The following is an 18,709-nucleotide window of genomic DNA, read 5'->3' on the forward strand; positions in this document are numbered from 1 at the left end:
TAAATAAAACACGGTGGCATAAAAATAGCTCACCGTGCTTTAATTTACTTATTGATTATCCGGTATCACCGGTTTACTTGCTGCAGCATAAGCATGATTTTGTGCGCTTAAACCACCAGCATGGCCTTTACCCTCAAAATGGTAATTTGATTCTTCACGCGATTTTATTCCAACATCACAAGCCACATATTGTGGCGCAGGTGCTTTAGTCATCACAGAAGAAGAATAGCCTGTTGATGGTGAATCATTAATTGCCAAATCATTATGATTACTATTTTTCTGACTATCTTTCAAGTGATCTTGCGTTTTTGCAAATAAAGAACTTTTTGGTTGCGTATCGACAATAACGCTATCAACACTAGCAACACGATTTACTTCCTCTTCATTTTTTACAATAACAGGAAGTAAGAGCGAAGGGATAACAGGTACCACAGTATTTGGTGCATCACTTACTATTTGGCTGTAATCAACTTGGCTGTAATCAACTGCCACTCGACCTAATGCTAATTCTAATGATGCTGCTGCAAATGGAAGCGGCATTGGTGACTGCTTTAGCTCCACATTACGGGCTCGGCGCTTATTCCGTTGTCCATTCATGCGTAAATGCCGTGAAGTACGACGCTGGCGCTTCGGTTGAGCTTCCGATGCAATATTATTGTATTGCGCTGATTCAGAAACAATAATTGGCAACAATAAAGAAGGAATAACGACTCTTTCTTGTTCAATTGGTCTGGTTATATCAACATTTTTTACGCGAACACTTTTCGTTAATGCGCGTTGTTGGCGCCTTGGTCTAGCCTCACGCTGTTTTGGGGGTACCGCCTCATCCAAGGTTTTATCAGCTTTAAAATGATTTGCTGAGTTTGCAAGGTTAGCATTTGCATTACTATTTTGTTTAGCTCTGCGATGATTATTTCTACTCGACGGTTTGCCCTCTTCAGTAGAACTTGTTGCAACGGTATTCGTGTTACCAGCCAAATTGTTGTTTCGGTTATTACGTTGACGTCGATTGTTTGAACGTTGATCGCGTCTTTTAGCCGCTTTCGGTTTAACCTCTGGCTGAATTTCCACTTTTTCTGTGACAAACAGTTTACGCAATTTACCAAATAATCCACTAAATAGGCTACCTGATTTTTTAGCTTTTGGCTCAGCCTTTTCTTTTGGTGCGACACATGCCTCAACTTTTGGACCTGATAATACCGCTTGCTCAACAATAACTTCAACAGCTTGTTGCTCATCTTCCTCTTCTTCAAGCTCACGAATCAATTTTGGAAGATTATAGCTTAACACATCAGTCTCTTCACCGACACGCTTACGAATCACTTTATAGAGAGGCGTTTCCATCTCTTCATCACCAGCAATCACAATTTTGACATCAGGGTGCATTCTTTCAATATTAGTAATAGCCCGACGTTTTTCGTTGAGTAAATAACTGGCTATTGGTACTGGAACAATAACATCAATTTGTACGGTATTATCTTTCATCGCCTCTTCTTGAATTAATCGAAGGATAGATAAAGACAATGAGTTACTATCACGAACAGTGCCTGTGCCCTGACAACGAGGGCAAATATGATGAGTTGCTTCTCGTAATGAAGGACTTAATCGTTGGCGAGACATTTCGAGCAAACCAAAGCGTGAAATACGGGTTGTTTGGATACGAGCACGATCTGTCTTCATTGCTTCTTTCAGGCGATTTTCCACCTCACGCTGATTACGAACAGGCGTCATATCAATAAAGTCGATAACAATCAAACCACCTAAGTCACGTAAACGTAACTGACGAGCGATTTCTTCAGCCGCCTCAAGATTAGTATTAAATGCAGTTTCTTCAATATCACTACCACGGATTGATTTAGCTGAGTTAATATCGATAGCTGTAAGCGCTTCAGTGGCATCAATCACAATTGAACCGCCAGAAGGCAAGCGAACTTCACGTTGGAATGCCGACTCAATCTGACCTTCAATTTGGAAATGATTAAATAACGGCACATCTCCCTCATAAAGCTTTAAGCGGCTCACGTACTCAACTCGCCCTAAATCGGCTAACCGTTTTTTAGCAATTTCAAGCACTTTAGGATTATCAATTAAAATATCGCCCACATCATCACGTAAATAATCACGAAATGCTCGCGTGATAATATCGCTTTCTTTGTGAATTAAACTGGGTGCTTGATGCTTTTTAGCTTCATTCTGAATTGCCGTCCAGTAGTTAACCAATGCATCTAAATCTTGTTGTAACTCTTCTTGGCTTTTGCCAACACCCGCAGTTCGAGCTATTACCCCCATACCTCTAGGTTTTTCGATGGCATCAATAATACGTTTTAAATCAGCTCGTTCCTCACCCTCAATACGGCGCGACACACCACCAGCACGAGGATCATTAGGCATCAAGACTAAATAACTACCTGCTAAGCTAATATAAGTTGTTAAAGCCGCGCCTTTTTTACCGCGAATCTCTTTTTCAATTTGGATAAGGACTTCTTGTCCTTCTTGCAGATGTTTTATACTACGACGACCTGAAATATTAGATGGGAAATAACTTTCAGCAATCTCTTTTAAAGGTAAAAATCCATCGCGCTCACCACCATAAGAAACGAACGCAGCTTCTAAACTTGGGTTAATTTTAGTGATTTTACCTTTATAAATATTCGCTTTCTTTTGTTCATGTCCAAGGCTTTCGATATCTAAATCATACAAGCGTTGACCATCAACAAGCGCAACACGCAGCTCTTCTTGCTGGGTTGCGTTGATTAACATTCTTTTCATTATTCTACACTCTTCATTAATCTTAATTAACTGTAGGTAGAATCTTATTATTGATAAGTGATTATTTTAACAATGATAAATAATGGTACTTAACTAAATATTTGTATACGGCATTCATTATTTTATTTATGTTATTTTTGTTATTATTTTATGTGAACCCGATACCGCTTACACAGCATCAACATAGCGCATCAGACACAACGCTTTGTAAAATGCTAAGTATATAATTTATTGAAGCTATTAATATGGTTAATTTGCAAACCTGAATATTTTACTGGTTTTAGCAAACAAACTTAATCTTTCTGCAATTGTTTAAAATAAACATATTATCTCATTATAATGATTCTACTTACGCTATTTTATTTTGACAAACTGTAATGTCTAACGCCATTGCTGCATTACAAGGGTAAAACTACCCGCCACTATTATTAACGTTTCAGCCAAGGATAGCAAGAAAATTAAATTCGCTATTTTATAAACAGTTAAAGATTTATTTTTTGCTTATTTTTAACTATGTTACCTCATTATAAATAATTAATTTGATTTCCTTAACTTTTTATACTGAAACGTATCGTTCACTAAAACTTCTTTACACTTTTTTGTTTTATTAATTAGTTAAACATTTAACAAAAAATAAAACATTGAAGCAATTATGCATAACAAAACTTAATTAGTATAATTATGATTAGATAATAATTTAAATACCAAATAGGGTTGTTTATGAACACTACCGATAAAATCGCCTTGCTTAATTTTACCACTCGCTGGGTTAACCAATTCAGTTACGCACCGCAAAGCGAAGAACTGCATGCTATACCTTCGCCTTGTATTTTAAAAACAGAAAATCTCACTGTATTTTGGCAACCCTTTTTATTAAAACCGCCAAGAGATCTTGCTATTGCTGAGCAAATTGTGGGCATTACTTTACATCCTAACGCACATATATTTTATGGTACACAATATGCTGCCAATATGACGGCTAAATTGCATGACACCCACTTAACATTAATCCAAGCATGGAATGATGATGATTTTTCCAATTTAGAACAAAATTTAATAGCCCATTTATCCCAACAAAAAAAATTAAAACGAACACCAACGACTTTTATCGCGTCAACAGATGAAAATACCGAAATTATTGCAATAAATAATTTAACTGGCGAAGTCGTAAAAGAAGATTTAATTACAGGTAAACTTTCTATTCTAGCTCATGATTTAACCACTTTTTTAAGTAAACTAATTGTTACTTGTTAAGCTAATGCTGCTCAACAATAACGCAATATATGTTTATATCAATAGCAATCGTAAATGCTATCAAAATTGTATCTTATAAAATAATGTGTATATAATGCGTTAAAAGTCATTAGATCAGATAGGTGAATTATGTTTGAATATTTAACAGCAGCGCCGGCAGATCCTATTTTAGGACTGGCCGATCTTTATAATAGAGATGAACGCACCAATAAAATTAATTTAAGTGTCGGTGTTTATAAAGACGAAACAACCCAAACACCTATTTTAGAAAGTGTAAAAAAAGCGGAACATTTTTTATTAAATGACGAAACCACCAAAAGCTACTCACCTATTGATGGTATTAAAGCATTCAATACTGTAACGCAAATTTTGCTTTTTGGATCTGAAAACGAACGAGCAAGAACAGCACAAGCACCGGGCGGTACTGGCGCTTTACGTATAATGGCAGATTTTTTAGCTCGCCGAACCAAAGTTAAACGTGTTTGGGTCAGCAATCCGACTTGGCCCAATCATCGTAGTGTATTTCAAACTGCTGGCCTTGAAGTGCGCGAATACCATTATTACAATGCACAAACACACACACTTGACTTTGATGCCCTGATAAATAGCTTAAACCAAGTTGCCGCTGGCGAAGCAGTATTATTCCACGGTTGCTGTCATAACCCAACAGGCATCGATCCAACACCAGAACAGTGGCAAGCCATCTCAGATTTAGCCATAAAAAATGGTTGGTTACCCCTATTTGACTTAGCTTATCAAGGCTTGGGGCAAGGTATAGAAGAAGACGTCTATGGACTACGATTATTTGCTAATCATCACCCTGAACTCCTTATTGCTAGCTCATATTCTAAAAATTTTGGTTTATATAATGAGCGCGTTGGCGCCTTCACGCTCATTGCCGCAAATACTGAAATTGCCGAGCGCGCCTTTAGCCAAGTCAAAACCATTATTCGAGCCAATTACTCAAACCCTCCTGCCCATGGCGCTAAAATCGTCTCTTATATTTTAAACAATGAAGAATTAAAAGAAGAGTGGATCGATGAATTAACGGCTATGCGTCAACGCATTCACCGCATGCGTCAATTATTTGTCAAAACACTGCAAGACAAAGGGGCAAATCAAGATTTTAGTTTTATTGCTAAACAAAATGGCATGTTCTCGTTCAGTGGTTTAAATGAAGAACAAGTGCTTAAATTGCGCGACGATTATGGCATATACATTGTTAATTCAGGACGGATTAATGTGGCAGGGATGACATTAGATAACATGTCTAGACTTTGTGAATCCATTGTAGAAGTGCTTTAATACCGCTAATAAGCAAATAGATTATTAGCGCGGCTTTTTATACTATAACACTAGAGGCACTCCAATGGTGAGTGTTTCTGCTTATTCGTTTACATTCAACATCATCCTACCTTTAAAAATCATTCAGAAAACCCATTGATTTTATTGAAGTTTTTGATTATTTTTATACAAAACATAGCTTAATAAACTAGCGTTATTTAGCGCAAAAAACCGCTTTCTTATAAACTATTTCATGCATTTATTCTATTTAGTTATATCTATATACAAACTGATTATTAGACGATAACTCAATAATTACTAATAATTGTTTAATAACGTAATAACAATGATTAAGGGTAATGTCGTGGCGTCACATGTTTTGGATTTTTTAATTTTGGGAAATAACTTCGGCACTAGTGAAATGCGTTCCATTTGGTCGGAAACAAATCGTTTGAAAAGGCAAGTGGATGTCGAAGTTGCTTTAGCCAAAGCTGAAGGCGAGCTAGGTGTTATTCCAATTGAAGCGGCCAACTCAATCATTGCTAATGCCGATGCTTCAAAACTATCAATTGATCAAATTGCCGAAGAAGCAGCAAAAGCGAAGCACTCATTAATGTCGACAATTAATGCACTACAAAAACAAGTTGGCGAGGCAGGCCAATATATCCATTACGGTGCAACCACACAAGATATTGTCGACACAGCAACCGTTTTACAATTAAAACAGTCTTTTACTGTCATTGAGCGAGACACTAAACGGGTGGCACTTGAGCTAAAACGTTTAGCCAAACAGTACCAATATTTACCTATGGTTGGGCGAACTCATGGCATGCAAGCACTACCTACAACTTTTGGATTTAAACTTGCGGTGTGGCTAGATGAATTTATTCGACACTTACAACGTTTAACCGAAATCAAACAACGGGTATTAGTCGGCAATATTAGTGGAGCAATTTGCACTTATGCATCAATAGGCAAATTAGGACCACAAGTTGAATCACGCGCTTTAACTTTACTCGGACTTAATACCCCTAACATTGGCTGGCAAGCGGCACGAGACCGTTTTTCTGAATACTCATCGGTAATAGCACTAATCAGTGGCACATTAGGAAAAATTGGGAATGAATTTTACAACTTAATGCGTACCGAAATTAACGAAATCGAAGAGCCTTTTTCTGAAGGAAAAATTGGATCAACAACCATGCCACATAAACGCAATCCAGCAGCATTAGAAGGATTAGCCAGCCTAACGGCACCACTTTTAAAAAGTGTTGCGTTAATTCATGAATCAATGAAAGTTGAACATGAGCGTGATGCCATGAGCTGGCGAGCAGAGTGGATAGCACTACCTGAAATAAACCTTTATATTTCAGCCCAATTACAAATCGCATTAACTGTACTAAAAGGTCTAAAAGTTAACGCTGATCGCATGATAACTAATTTACAACTACAAAATGGCTTACTGCTGTCTGAAAAAGTCATGTTTGAAATAGGTAAACGATTAGGCAAACAGACTGCGCACCATTTAGTTTACCAAAGTGCAATGAAAGCATTTGAACAAAATCGACCATTTAAAGACATCCTATTAGAAGATCCCAACTTGAACAACGAGTTTACCGAATCTGAACTTGATGCTTGGCTTGATCCTATTAACTATCTCGGCTCTGCTCCTGAAAAAGTAGAACAAGTGATTAAATATGCTGATCATTGTGGAGTGTTAGCATGAGTTTTCGCTTAATGACTCATAATGACATTCCAGCTTATCAAACACTATTACATCGTGCTTATCATGCCACAACTAAATTAGGCATTCATTTTGCAGCTTCAACCGCCAATCAATCACAAATTGCTGAGCATCTTGAATCTAATGCGGTGTATCTATTTGAGAAAGAGGGACAGCTACTATCCACGTTAAGTATTCGTTTTCCATGGGGAAATAATCCTGGACCTTATGGGCTACCGCATTTAGGTTGGTTTGCAACCGATCCTCAATATAAGGGTAAAGGGTATGGAAATACATTATGGAATTTTGTTGAACAGCAAATCCTGATTAATCAACTCAAATTACCCGCTGTGACCTTAGGTACCGCAGCAAATCATCCATGGCTTGTACAAACTTATATAAATAAAGGTTATAAAAAAATAGGGCAAGCAGATTTAACGCCCGATCATACGACCTTCTATTTTGAAAAAATCTTAAACCATAAAAGCTATACCCAATGGAAACAAAGGAGTAATAAAGCATGAAAAAAATAAGTACGTTATTATCCGCTATTTTATTAACCAGTCTAGCCTTAATTGGTTGTGATAATAAATCCAACGACCAAGCAACAAAGCAAAATATCATTAAAGTTGGCTCTACAGGACAAAGCTATCCAAATGGTTATAAACAAGATGACAAATTAGTGGGATTTGATGTTGAAGTAACTCAAGCCATTGCTCAAGAACTAGGTTATCAAGTCGAATGGGTGATTGCTGAATTTGGCGGTTTAATGGGGCAATTTGATTCAGGGCGCTTAGATACCGTTGCAAATGCGGTTGCCATAACACCAGCCCGTCAAGATAAATATGACTTTTCCAACACCTATAGCTTTTACGGTAGCCAGATTGTAACCCATAAAGATAACAAAGATATTAATAAGCTATCTGATTTTAAAAATAAAACTATTGCTGGTGTGCTAGGATCGAATCATATTAATAACCTAAAAAAAGCTTTCCCTAATAACGACGTAACTATCAAAACCTACGAAACCCGTGATGGCGCAATGTATGATACGGAATACCAACGGGTTGATGGCTATGTCAATTCTAAACCAATTTTACTTGCTGAAATTAAACGTAAAAATCTACCGTTCAAATTAGTTGGAGAGCCAATTACTATTGAGCAGGTTGCTTTCCCATTTAGTAAAGACGAAAAAGGTCAAGCGCTGCGTGAAAAATTCAATCAAGCCATCGAAAAGCTACGTGCCAATGGTACATTGAAAAATCTTTCAATTAAATATTTTGGTGAAGATATTACATCATGAATTTTAATGTAAATTATTTCTTAAGTGTATTTCCGCAGATCTTACCTTATCTGCCCGTTACACTTTTTATTACCATTGTATCGATTACGATTGCCATTATATTAGGGCTAGCTATTGCGCTATTACGCAACAACAAAATAATCATTATCGATTCTATTTTTGCACTATTTATTTCACTGTTTCGTGGCATACCATCCGTTGTTTTACTCTTTATTATTTATTATGGTCTACCACAAATTTTTCCTATTTTAAAACAAATGGGCGCAACTACCGCTGCAATTATCTGTTTCAGCTTAAAGTACTCATCCTATTTAGCCGAAATTTTTAGAGCAAGCTTAGAGTCAGTTGATCATGGGCAGAAAGAAGCAGGGCTAACGGTTGGGTTAAGTAAAATGCAAGTCTACAGAGGCATTATTCTTCCGCAAGCCATGATCAATGCCTTACCAAACACAGGAAACATGTTTATATCATTACTTAAAGATTCCTCTGTCGCCTTTTTTGTTGGCGTTCAAGAGCTATTAGCCGCAGGAAAAATGTTAACCGCTAATTCTTTTCTCTACTTTGAAACCTATTTAGCTGTTGGCATTATTTACTGGCTTACTGTTGTGATTTATTCATGGATACAAAAACAGTTAGAACAAAAACTTTCTGCGCCATATCATCGTTAAGGAGAATGTTATGATTACAGTATCGCATTTATCTAAACGTTTTGCTAATAATGAAGTCTTAAAAGAAATCAACTTAAATATCAAGCAAGGTGAAGTAGTTGCGATTATTGGACCATCAGGATCTGGCAAATCCACCTTATTACGTTGTTTAAATTTATTAGAAAAACCGAATAATGGCACAATTCAAATTGGCTCAGCAACGCTTGATGCAAAACATTATAGTCATAAAGAAGAGGCCAATTTACGCAAACAATCAGCAATGGTCTTTCAACACTACAATTTATTTAAAAATAAAACAGCGTTAGAAAATATTACCTACCCGCTTATTGTTGGGCAAAAGATAGATAAAAAAGAAGCGGAAAAACTCGGCTTATCATTATTAAAGCGCGTTGGTATGTTACCTTATGCCAAACAATATCCCATTACCTTATCTGGTGGTCAGCAACAGCGCATCGCAATTGCAAGAGCACTGGCAGTCAAACCCAAAGTACTATTATTTGATGAGCCCACTTCTGCGCTCGACCCTGAACGAGTACACGAAGTCTTACAAGTCATGCTACAACTGGCAAAAGAACGAACCTCTATGATTATCGTGACGCACGAAATGGAATTTGCCAAGTACGTTGCAGACCGCGTTATCTTTATGGCTGATGGCGTGATTGTGGAAGAAGGGCCAGCAAAATCAGTCATAGACAACCCACAACATGAAACTACACAACGTTTTTTGCGCCAGCTAACAGATGAAATTGACTTCGAAATTTGAACAATAGCCACAACGACTTTAACTCATTGTATTGATGATTAAATTGTACTAGTGATTAAATTGCCTTGCTGATTAACATATGAAAATTAAAGCGTAAAAGAATAAGATAATAAAAATTGGCGAAGATCCAAACCTGTTGCCAGTTGCTGAATATCTGTTAATAACCGTGCTGTTTTCGATTTATCTTTAACTGCGGAAAGTAACTTTAACGACATCTCACTCTGGCTATATGGATTTTTAGGTGAGCCTTTAGGAATATCAACACGTTGGCTTATTTTTTTACCGTTTTTGAGGCAAATATCAATAATCACATAACGTCCATTATAAGCATCAGGATGTGACGCAAGCTGTATTTGATAACTGCGCGTCATCTTTTGCATCAACTGTTTGATTTCATAAGGAATAGGTTTTGAAGAAAACTGCTCGAAACTTAGCGGTAATCCTAACAAGGTTAAAGCCAAAATATATTCAGCCGAAAAACGCCCTTGTTGCGCTAATGAAGGTGTTTTATATATCAATGCTGCATCGCTATTTGATGGCACAAAATAAATCGTAATATCACTAACATTATCAAGATTGAAATCAGGATCTTTATATAATAATTGCCCCGCATCGGCAACATAGGCCGCAGCTGAACAATAAGAATAATTTTTAAACCATAAACCAGGTTCAACAATCTTCCAAACATCCCCCCAATGACTTAAATCAAAATGTGTATTACCTTGCCCATAAATAGCCAAAAAACCTAATTTATCGTCTAAAAAATTCTGATCGGCATCTATACCAACTCTTAACCATTCAACGGACTGAATGGCATGTTGAGCGGCTAAGCCTGCATGCAAAAACTTAATTGGCGTGCCCATTAACAAACGCATCCCCGAAGCTTGAGTTGCCGACAAAGCTAAAGCTTGCGATAAAAACGGTTCATCATAAAGGTAACAAATCGCAGCCGTTGCCGCGATCCCCCCCAAAGTAATAGTTGCATGCCAACCTTTTTCGTAATGCTCAGGATTAACACTTTTACCTAAGCGTGCCATCACCTCAACACCAATAACATAGGCTGTCAAAAAACGCCGCCCGTCAATCTTTTGCTTATCATTATCTAATCGAACGCTGGCAATAAGCGCCGACAAAATCACTGATGAAGGATGCCCTCGAACATCTGAATGTACATCATCATAATCTAAACAGTGCGCTTGAAAGCCATTAAAAAGCGCTGCTTGCCTTGCGGTAACTAACTTCTTTTGGCCGATTAACCACGCTCTAGCATTTCCCCCCTCATCTGCTACCCACGCTAGCAATTTCTGAACGTCATCTTCATGGCAAGCTTGCAAACTACAAGCAAAATAATCCGTTACCCCATTAATCGCACAATTAATAACTTTGGGATCACGAATTATTGGTGTGTTTTTTATTAAAAAACTTAATTGTTGCCCTAAATTCATTTTCATTCTCAATAAATGCAATAGCGATTTGATAATTGGGTTTACTTTACCACAAGTAAAATAGTGAACAAAAAATAATAAGCTAAAGATGATATGATTAAATTTTAATAACTCGAAGCCAGAAACAATAAGTATTAATCTATTTATATAATCATGTTTGCCTATTACGTTATATGCTAAAATAGCCTCATTCAATTGAAATCGAAAATTAGCGCAACTATGTCAACTTGTTATATTGCTTTAGGCAGCAACCTTGAAGATCCATTAGCACAAGCCAATCGTGCAATTGTTGCATTAAAACAGTTGCCAAACACAAAAGTAGCGGATATTTCACCTTTTTATCGAAGTAAACCTCTTGGACCACAAAATCAGAATGACTATCTGAATGCAGTAATAAAACTGACAACGAATTTATCCCCTATTGAACTACTTGACGAGCTACAAACAATTGAAAAAGCGCAAGGCCGTGTGCGTAAAGACAACCGCTGGGGCGCAAGAACCTTAGATTTAGATATTTTGCTTTATGATGATTTAGTCATTAACAGTGAAAGGCTAACTATCCCTCATTACCATATGAAAAATAGAGAATTTGTACTCTATCCACTATTTGACATCAGCCCAGAGCTGATTCTACCCGATAACGATAAATTATATGACTTAGTAACTCGATGCCCTAAAAATGAACTAACGAAATGGGATAAGTAATTATCTTAATTAATAACATATAGTTGTATTATTTTATTTAGTTTTAAGCAAAAAAATGATAAAAAAAATTTGCCAAAGGCTGAATTATTGCTATAGTTTAGCGCTTTTAAATAATCTGCACTTAAGGGGATTGCTGTGAAAAAAGAACAAAAAGCAAACACATCTTCACTTAGCCTGCTTTCAGTTGCTGGGCTTGAGCCTTATAAAGAGGCAAAAGGTGAGGAGTACATGAATCCTAAGCAATTGGAACATTTTAAGCTTATTTTAGAAGCTTGGCTTGCACAACTAAAAGATGAAATGGGTAAAACCGTTTCGCACATGCAAGACGAAGCAGCGAACTTTCCAGATCCTGCTGACCGAGCAACACAAGAAGAAGAGTTCAGTCTTGAACTACGCGCTCGCGACAGAGAAAGAAGGCTCATCAAAAAAATTGAAAAAACATTAAAGAAAATCGAAATAGATGATTTCGGTTATTGTGAATCATGTGGTGTGGAAATCGGGATTCGCCGTCTAGAAGCAAGACCAACGGCTGATTTATGTATCGATTGTAAAACACTTGCAGAACTTCGCGAAAAACAAATGGGCAAGTAATTGCTACGTTATTAATTACCACCGCCATTCAACCCGATATGCCTACGCGTTATATTGGTCGTTTTGCCCCGTCACCATCAGGACCATTACATTTTGGTTCATTGGTGACAGCGCTTGGTAGCTATTTACAGGCTAAATCTTGCCATGGCAAATGGCTAGTTCGTATTGAAGATATCGACCCACCACGAGAAGTTAAAGGCGCATCATCTCTCATTTTAAAGACTTTAGAAACATTTCATTTATATTGGGATGATAACGTATTATATCAATCGGCTTGCCACGAACGTTATCAAGCAGTATTACAATCGCTATTGAGTCATCAGCAAGCCTATTATTGTGATTGTACAAGGCAACGGATACAGAAATTGCCTAACGGGCATTATGACGGTTATTGTCGCCATAGGCGTTTAAAGATTAACCAATCACAGTTGGCTATTCGCCTAAAACAAAACCACCCTATTTCTGAATTTACAGATAAAATTCGTGGTTTGCAAACAGTAGAAACAGCTAGTGCACAAGAAGATTTCATTATTCACCGTAAAGATGGTCTATTTGCATATAACTTAGTGGTAGTGTTAGATGATCATAAACAAGGAATTACCGAAATTGTGCGCGGAGCCGATCTTTTACCGGTTACCGCTAAACAAATGTCACTCTATAAGCTTTTTGGCTTTTCTCTGCCAAACTATTGCCATTTACCACTAGCACTAGATAACAACGGCAATAAGCTTTCTAAACAAAACCATGCAAAGCCCATTGAGCTAAATAATAGCAAATCATTAACGGCGCACGCTCTGCAATTTTTAGGGCAATGTCTACCAAAAGACTGGCAAGATGCCAGCCAACAACAGCTATTGCAATGGGCAATACAACATTGGCAAATTGCGAAAGTACCCAAACAAAATACCCAGTTACCCACCAATATAGGATAAATTACCAGTCATACCGACATTATGCACATGTAATAAATGCTTTTCTGGTTTTATTTTTAACGAAGCAAAGATGCGTGTTATAAGTTGTTGTTTTTGCGCTGAGCTTTGAAGTAAATCACGCAAATCAACCGCAGCCTCACCAAATAAGCAATAATGCAATTTACCAATTGATGACACACGCAACCGATTACAACTTTTACAAAAATCTTTTGAATACGGCATAATTAGCCCAATTTTACCTTGATAATCGCTATGAGCATAAACTTTAGCTGGGCCTGATAGTGGATTTTTGAGTTGCAACTGCCAACCCTGTGCAATTAACTGTGCCTCAATAACATGCCCAGATAAGTGATAACGATTAAATACATCGCTACTTTCACCTGTTTCCATAAGTTCAATAAAGCGTAATTCTACGGGTTTATCTTTAATCCATGACAAATAATCATCTAAATTATCGTTCATGTTTTTCATTAACACCGTATTAATTTTCACTTTTTTAATACCTACTTCTAACGATTTTTCGACACATTGCATTAATTCTTTAAGCTTATCTTGACCCGTAATTAATTTAAATAAATGCGGAGAAAAGCTATCAATACTAATATTAATTGCATTTAAACCTGCTTGATGCCAGTGATGAATATTTTTTAATAAACGTGAGCCATTAGTGGTAATGGCCAGCTCTTTAACACTAGAGTAAGAAGAAATGAGCGACAAAATATCCACAAAATCACGACGTAAAGTCGGCTCGCCACCCGTTAAGCGAATTTTGCTTACCCCAAGTTCAGTAAATGTTGCCACAACATGATCAATTTCACTGAGCGACAAAAAATTATGCCCTTTCTTGGGTTGATAACCATAAGGTAAACAATATTGACACTGAAAATTACACAGCTCAGTAATCGACAAACGCAGATATTGAAATCGACGTTGATAATAATCAACTAATTGCATATATACATTAAACACCTTATCCAAATCGGGAAGCATAGCCATTTCTGCGCTATACCGCGGCTAATTCACCTTATGAAAAATCACTTAGGTAAAAGAGCTTCAGAGTTTGGCTCAGTCTAACATAGGCATTATTTTTTGACTATGAACAAATTAACCTTTGCAAGCGACCTAGGTACCCAACAATAAAGGCTTACTTATAGACAAGGTATTAATAAGCAAAATATTTATATATACCTAATATTTTATTTGTTATGAATAAATTTACATTATGTTAATTTATGCTATCTTATGCGGTTTATTTAATTCATTGGTCATATTATATGATTATGATCAACAACTGGTAAAAACCAAGGAATAGTGTTTAAGTTGTCGCATAGCAGATGTTTTCAATAACAGCGTGTTTATATAAAACTAATTAACTATCAATAAATCGTGCAATTAAATCAGCGCGCCATTCACCTCTCAACGATGAGCAAGTAGAAACACGAAACCCTAAGGATAGACACATACCATTATGAACAGCCTCTAAGTGGCGAATATCATTTATGGCAGGAAAATTATCTTTCCATTCAACCTTTTTCCCTATCAAGGAAAAAGTGGCAAAATTTATGATACACGTCAAAAATCTTATAGTTCTAAAGGTCAAACAGTCATATTTAAATGCATTGTATCGTTCAAATATGATGATAACCCAGCAAGTATAATTTTTTCTAGCTATAATGATGAGCAAAAATTGCTTGAAAATTGTATACTGCTATAAAACCAAATAACAACAAACACGGGATTTTTTCCCGTGTTTGTGTTTCCAGAGCTGAATAAAACACTCAACAACTAAAACCATTATTGTCCATGGCTGTCGTTGTGATTTTCGGTATGAATAACGTTAATATAGCTAGGAATAGTTGGCGTATTAAGATAAAAGAATGCCCATTGAATCCCGTCTATTTTTTTTGTCTGGCGTAAATATTGTTTTAGTAATATATCGTCCTGAGAATCATCTTCTGACTGCTGATGCATATAATGATCAATAAACTCATTATATGCATCTTCATCAATCATTGAAGATCCCTCGTGATTTTCACAATACTGTTTATATAAATCGAATAATTTGTCACTAAAAATATGATATTCTTTCTCAATATCAAACGCTTTAGGATCACTATACCCCAAAGTCGCAAAAATCTTATCAGCAATAGCAGAACCGGAATTTGATTTTTTTAATGCAGAAAAGACTAGATAAGCAGGTAAAAGAAAGAGTAATCCCATAGCAGCCATAAGAAGTAGCGAAAAATCATTTTTAGAAAAGGCCATTACTACAAAATAAAAGATAATAAATACCCCCAACCCTCCAGCACCAATAAGGAAAATAAGCGGTAAAATAGGCATATGCAGCTTGTTATTGCCAGCTTCTGTTCCCTCTGTTGCATAAGGATGTAACCATAAAAGCTTATCGGCAGGACGGCGTAATGCATAAGCAAAATAGGTTCCACCTGCTAGTGGATCAACAACTACCTCTACGTAGTCGCCCTCATTAAAAAATATTCGACAAAATGCGCCTTCAATCACCTTATCACCTAATTTGCAGCAAAAATACTGTTCAATATCGGCTGTGTCGTAATCAATATTTTTGATTTTTGCTGAATTTATTCTCATTTGATTAGCCATAGAAACTAAATCTAAATGCCCTATTGTTAATACATTGATATCAGGCCGTCCAGCTAGTTTGCGAGCATTAAGATAACTTTCTTGCGTGTCATAGATCTCTAGATCAGTAATATAACCAGTAATGATTTGGTAATAATGACTATCGCCTATATTCTGTTCCATATTTTTATTCCTTATATCTATCAATTTGATTATTTGTTATTTTTTGTTTAGCTCATCAATAATTTTAACCCAATTAGGTAAAATTGGCGTTCTACAGTAGTAATATGTTAATGCTTTAAATTTTTCGAACTTTTCAAAGTCAGGGGTCTGTGGGTCGTTAAATATTTCAGGATCATTGCTTCGATACAGCTCCTTAAAGCGTTCCTTTTCTTTTGCAGAATCATACTTCCACGGTTTATCATACCCAAAGCAAGCATAAATTTGATTGGAAAAAAAAGAGTATCCACCTCCACTTATAAAAAAAACAGCAATAATTGCAATGATCCAGCCCCAAAAACAATATTTAAATATGTTTAAAATATAATTTAATGAACAACCGTTAAATAATTCAAAAATTAACAAAAAAAGCAGGATAATAACGGCAAATATCGTCATCAAAATAAAACTAATTTTTAAAAGTGCGAACGTTGTTAAACCAATATCTTGCGGAAAAATTATCGCATGTTGTCTTGGAATTCGTACCGCATAAGGTTGGTAAACATCATTTTTTTTTGGCTTAACAAGCATTTCAACATAATCACCCTCATTAAAACCAATCGTGTTAAGCCTTCCCTCTACTTTTTTATTGCCGATATGGCAACAAAAGTATTGCCCCCTTAAAGGCGGGCGGCAACAAATAAAAAAACAAATAAATGCAATAATTGAACAAATCACGGCATAAAGATCTTTTTCCATTCGATCCGTCGCTGTCAGCTTAGCGTCAGTTTGTTGCGAATTTTCATCTAATTGTAAACAGCTTACAGTTCCTTGTAATAAGTAAAAATCATTCCTCATTAACTCTACCCCTTGTTGAGTTCCTTAAGTATAATGGTAAATAATTTTATATTATGATTAAATTATCAACAACAATAAAAATTAATTCATTTAATATCTTACTAAAAAATAGATTGATCAATTCTGAACGCTTATTCAAAATTATTAATTAAAAACAATGTATTGAATTGATTAAATTGATCTACTTTACTTATTCAATCAGTTTAAGTATATAATACTCCATTTGCTGATAAAACCATCAAATGGAGGTTGTGATGATAACCCATATTAGCCCTTTAGGATCAATGGATTTGCTTGCTCAAGCTGAAGTCGATATTCTAAAAAAATCTGCCAATAGTGAGCTTTATCAATTATATAGAAACTGTTCGCTAGCAACACTCAATGCAGGTAGTAAAACCGATAATACTAAAGATTTGCTAGATAGATTTAAGTCTTTTGAAATTAATGTCATTAGTAAAGAACGTGGCGTAAAATTAGAGCTCATTAATGCACCTGAAAGTGCCTTTGTTGATGGGCGAATTATTCGTTCAATCCAAGCAAACCTTTTTGCCGTGCTGCGCGATATTCTTTTTTTAAATAGTCAAATCAGTGCCATCAAAGAACTTATCTCTAATATCAAATTTGAAAGAGATCATTCGTTTTATATCACAAACCTTGTTTTCTCAATTTTGCGCAATGCAAATGCGCTACATGTGGGTGAAGAGCCTAATCTGGTTGTCTGTTGGGGTGGGCATTCAATTAACGAAAATGAATACTATTATGCACGACAAGTCGGTATGCAACTGGGTTTGCGCGAGCTGAACATTTGTACTGGTTGTGGGCCAGGTGTGATGGAAGCCCCGATGAAAGGCGCAGCGGTTGGTCATGCTCAGCAACGTTATAAAGAAAGTCGCTTTATTGGCATGACTGAACCGTCAATTATTGCAGCCGAGCCACCTAATGCATTAGTAAATGAGCTGATTATTATGCCTGATATCGAAAAACGCCTTGAGGCTTTTGTACGTATGGCGCATGGTATTATCATATTTCCTGGAGGCCCAGGAACAGCCGAAGAATTACTTTATATTCTTGGTATTTTATTAAATCCAGCCAATAAACATCAAACATTACCGCTGATATTAACGGGGCCTAAAGAGTGTGAGGAATATTTTACTGCTATTGATAATTTTATTCGTAGTACATTAGGTGATGAGGCAACGAAATTATACCAAATCGTGATCGACTCACCTGAACAAGTGGCTCGTATTATGAAAGATGGTGTTAAGCATGTTAAATCTTCTCGTTTAAAAACAGGTGATGCTTATGGATTCAACTGGCTACTAAAAATTGATGAACCACTACAACACCCTTTTGAGCCAACCCATGCCAATATGGCTTCATTAAATCTTCATCGAAATCAACCTGTTGAATTATTAGCAGCCGATTTACGCCGAGCATTTTCGGGAATTGTAGCCGGTAATGTAAAAGAATTCGGTATGAAGGAAATTGCTAAGCATGGCCGATACAAATTGCAAGGCGATCCCGAAATCATGAAGCAACTCGATAATTTATTACGTAGTTTTATTAAACAAGATCGAATGAAATTACCAGGAGGAAGCGCCTACCAACCTTGTTATGAAATTTGTTATTAACAAAAATATTAGCGAGTAATTTAATC

The 18,709-nt window shown here is 36.3% G+C and carries 16 protein-coding genes and 1 riboswitch; of the genes, 11 read left to right on the plus strand and 5 right to left on the minus strand.

Annotation, left to right across the window (positions count from 1 at the left end; all coding sequences use genetic code 11):
- Positions 1-48 precede the first annotated feature (48 nt).
- Positions 49-2,769, minus strand: coding sequence for a ribonuclease E (rne, locus tag A9G28_RS04630; RefSeq protein WP_065579909.1), 2,721 nt, complete (start codon positions 2,767-2,769; stop codon positions 49-51).
- 720 nt (positions 2,770-3,489) lie between these two features.
- Here rne and syd point away from each other — a divergent pair.
- From syd to A9G28_RS04665, 7 genes are all read left to right on the plus strand, one after another.
- The gene (gene syd / locus A9G28_RS04635) at positions 3,490-4,023 is read left to right on the plus strand and encodes a SecY-interacting protein (protein ID WP_065567410.1); all 534 of its coding nucleotides are present in this window, start codon (positions 3,490-3,492) and stop codon (positions 4,021-4,023) included.
- Between the two features lie 129 nt (positions 4,024-4,152).
- Positions 4,153-5,328: an amino acid aminotransferase gene (locus A9G28_RS04640; RefSeq protein WP_065579910.1), complete on the plus strand. Its 1,176-nt coding sequence runs from the start codon at positions 4,153-4,155 to the stop codon at positions 5,326-5,328.
- Between the two features lie 343 nt (positions 5,329-5,671).
- Complete coding sequence (purB, locus tag A9G28_RS04645; RefSeq protein ID WP_065567459.1) at positions 5,672-7,033, plus strand: adenylosuccinate lyase; 1,362 nt, start codon at positions 5,672-5,674, stop codon at positions 7,031-7,033.
- Positions 7,030-7,554 carry a GNAT family N-acetyltransferase gene (locus tag A9G28_RS04650; protein ID WP_065579911.1) on the plus strand — a complete coding sequence of 175 codons (525 nt, stop codon included), beginning with the start codon at positions 7,030-7,032 and terminating at the stop codon, positions 7,552-7,554. The genes purB and A9G28_RS04650 overlap by 4 nt, the downstream gene beginning before the upstream one ends.
- On the plus strand, positions 7,551-8,333 hold the full coding sequence (locus A9G28_RS04655; RefSeq protein WP_065567407.1) for an amino acid ABC transporter substrate-binding protein: 783 nt from the start codon (positions 7,551-7,553) through the stop codon (positions 8,331-8,333). The genes A9G28_RS04650 and A9G28_RS04655 overlap by 4 nt, the downstream gene beginning before the upstream one ends.
- Entirely contained in the window at positions 8,330-9,001 is a 672-nt protein-coding gene (locus A9G28_RS04660) for an amino acid ABC transporter permease (protein WP_065567406.1), read from the plus strand. The genes A9G28_RS04655 and A9G28_RS04660 overlap by 4 nt, the downstream gene beginning before the upstream one ends.
- Positions 9,002-9,011: 10 nt before the next feature.
- Positions 9,012-9,764, plus strand: coding sequence for an amino acid ABC transporter ATP-binding protein (locus A9G28_RS04665; protein ID WP_065567405.1), 753 nt, complete (start codon positions 9,012-9,014; stop codon positions 9,762-9,764).
- 86 nt (positions 9,765-9,850) lie between these two features.
- Here A9G28_RS04665 and A9G28_RS04670 read toward each other — a convergent pair whose 3' ends face one another.
- Entirely contained in the window at positions 9,851-11,215 is a 1,365-nt protein-coding gene (locus A9G28_RS04670) for an MmgE/PrpD family protein (RefSeq protein ID WP_141674686.1), read from the minus strand.
- A 213-nt stretch (positions 11,216-11,428) separates the two neighbouring features.
- Between A9G28_RS04670 and folK the strand changes: the two genes are divergently transcribed.
- The 3 genes from folK (at position 11,429) to gluQRS (ending at position 13,437) form a co-directional block, all read left to right on the plus strand.
- A complete protein-coding gene (gene folK, locus A9G28_RS04675; RefSeq protein ID WP_065579913.1) occupies positions 11,429-11,914 on the plus strand; it encodes a 2-amino-4-hydroxy-6-hydroxymethyldihydropteridine diphosphokinase in 486 nt (161 codons plus the stop codon).
- 135 nt (positions 11,915-12,049) lie between these two features.
- Positions 12,050-12,505: an RNA polymerase-binding protein DksA gene (dksA, locus tag A9G28_RS04680; protein ID WP_065567402.1), complete on the plus strand. Its 456-nt coding sequence runs from the start codon at positions 12,050-12,052 to the stop codon at positions 12,503-12,505.
- A 38-nt stretch (positions 12,506-12,543) separates the two neighbouring features.
- A complete protein-coding gene (gluQRS, locus tag A9G28_RS04685; RefSeq protein WP_065579914.1) occupies positions 12,544-13,437 on the plus strand; it encodes a tRNA glutamyl-Q(34) synthetase GluQRS in 894 nt (297 codons plus the stop codon).
- Here gluQRS and moaA read toward each other — a convergent pair.
- The 3 genes from moaA to A9G28_RS04705 all read right to left on the minus strand — a co-directional run bounded on the left by moaA (position 13,417) and on the right by A9G28_RS04705 (position 17,052).
- Positions 13,417-14,391, minus strand: coding sequence for a GTP 3',8-cyclase MoaA (gene moaA / locus A9G28_RS04690; RefSeq protein ID WP_065567400.1), 975 nt, complete (start codon positions 14,389-14,391; stop codon positions 13,417-13,419). The genes gluQRS and moaA overlap by 21 nt on opposite strands.
- A riboswitch (molybdenum cofactor riboswitch) is annotated at positions 14,388-14,508 on the minus strand. It overlaps the preceding gene by 4 nt.
- A 723-nt stretch (positions 14,509-15,231) precedes the next feature.
- The gene (locus A9G28_RS04700; RefSeq protein ID WP_065579916.1) at positions 15,232-16,218 is read right to left on the minus strand and encodes a putative type VI secretion system effector; all 987 of its coding nucleotides are present in this window, start codon (positions 16,216-16,218) and stop codon (positions 15,232-15,234) included.
- 36 nt (positions 16,219-16,254) lie between these two features.
- Positions 16,255-17,052, minus strand: coding sequence for a hypothetical protein (locus tag A9G28_RS04705; protein WP_065579917.1), 798 nt, complete (start codon positions 17,050-17,052; stop codon positions 16,255-16,257).
- 254 nt (positions 17,053-17,306) lie between these two features.
- Between A9G28_RS04705 and ppnN the strand changes: the two genes are divergently transcribed.
- Complete coding sequence (ppnN, locus tag A9G28_RS04710) at positions 17,307-18,683, plus strand: nucleotide 5'-monophosphate nucleosidase PpnN (protein WP_065579918.1); 1,377 nt, start codon at positions 17,307-17,309, stop codon at positions 18,681-18,683.
- Positions 18,684-18,709: the final 26 nt, after the last annotated feature.

Origin of the sequence: Gilliamella sp. Fer1-1 (assembly GCF_001690825.1) — a bacterium.
In the GTDB taxonomy this organism is placed as follows: Bacteria; Pseudomonadota; Gammaproteobacteria; order Enterobacterales; family Orbaceae; genus Gilliamella; species Gilliamella apicola_C.